Origin of the sequence: Streptomyces cahuitamycinicus (assembly GCF_002891435.1) — a bacterium.
GTDB classification, from domain to species: domain Bacteria; phylum Actinomycetota; class Actinomycetes; order Streptomycetales; family Streptomycetaceae; genus Streptomyces; species Streptomyces cahuitamycinicus.
Map to the genome: position 1 here is coordinate 1 of NZ_POUC01000840.1, position 1,303 is coordinate 1,303.

The 1,303-nt window shown below is 67.2% G+C and carries 2 protein-coding genes; both read left to right on the forward strand.

Features of this window, described 5'->3' with window-relative positions; genetic code table 11:
* The first annotated feature begins 52 nt into the window (after positions 1–52).
* Positions 53–343, forward strand: a complete 291-nt coding sequence (locus C1J00_RS43310; protein WP_102914224.1) for a transposase — start codon at positions 53–55, stop codon at positions 341–343.
* Positions 331–1,272 carry an IS3 family transposase gene (locus C1J00_RS43315; RefSeq protein ID WP_245936751.1) on the forward strand — a complete coding sequence of 314 codons (942 nt, stop codon included), beginning with the start codon at positions 331–333 and terminating at the stop codon, positions 1,270–1,272. Before C1J00_RS43310 ends, C1J00_RS43315 begins: the two co-directional genes overlap by 13 nt.
* Positions 1,273–1,303 lie beyond the last annotated feature (31 nt).

Genomic DNA, 1,303 nt, shown 5'->3' on the forward strand with positions numbered 1-1,303 from the left:
TGACCTTCCCCTCGTAGCGTAGAGACCCTGACTGCAGGGGAAGTTGAGGGTCATGGCAGGCAAGAGGCGGAAGTTCGACGCGGAGTTCCGTGAGGGGGCTGTGCGGATCGTCGCCGAGACCGGCAAGCCGATCGCGCAGGTCGCGGAGGATCTCGGGATCAACGAGACCACGTTGGCGAGCTGGGTGTCGCGGGCCCGAAGGGCCGGCGGGGCCACGGCGACGGGTGAAAGCGAGGAGCTCGCGCGGCTGCGGCGGGAGAACGCGCAGCTGAAGAAGGACAACAAGGAGCTGGCCATGGAGCGTGATGTGCTCAAACGCTGCATGGTCTTGTGGGTGAAGTAGCTGTGGCGGACCCGGCGGTGCTCGTCGGGGTGATCAGCGACCACAAGACCGTGCACAGCGTTCCGTACCGCACCTCCTGTCGGGCCCTGGGCGTGTCGGAGGCGTGGTTCTACAAGTGGCGCCGCAGGCCGTCCGAGCCGACGAAACGCGAGACCAGGCGGGCCGTGCTGGCCGAGCGGATCCGCTACTTCTTCGACCGCTCCGGCCGGACGTACGGCTCGCCGAGGATCACGCTGGATCTGTGGGAGGAGGGCTGGCAGGTGTCGCAGAACACCGTCGCCGAGATCATGGCCGAACTCGGACTACAGGGCCGCAGGCCGCCTCGTCGACGCCGCTCGCTCACCCGCCCCGGCAAGCAGAAGACTGCCCCTGACCTGGTGCGACGCAAGTTCGACACCATCGCTCCCAACGTGCTGTGGTGGGGCGACATGACGGAGATCGACACCGGCGAGGGCAAGATCTACCTCGCATCCGTCCACGACGCCTTCTCCCGCCGCACTCTTGGCTACGCGATGGGCACGCGGCACGACGCCGCGCTGGTCAGCGCCGCCCTGCAGATGGCGATCGCGACCCGGGGCGGCCAGGTCGACGGCGTCATCTTCCACACGGACCGCGGCAGCGAATACACGTCCGAGGCGTTCCAGCAGCTGTGCGATCGCTGGGGCGTGGTGCAGTCGATGGGACGCGTCGGGTCGGCCCTGGACAACGCCGCCGCGGAGTCGTTCCACTCGATACTCAAGGTCGAGTACATCCACCGGCACACTTTCGCCACCCGCACCGAGGCCCGGCTGAAGACCGCCACGTGGATCGCGGACTTCTACAACGCGAAACGCCGTCACAGCGCGGCCGGCGGGAAGCCACCCGTCGAATTCGAACGGATCATCCAGGAAGCGCGAGCCCGCACCGATCAGGAAGGCCGGGCCGCATAACCAACGTCTCTACGAAACCAGGGGATTGACA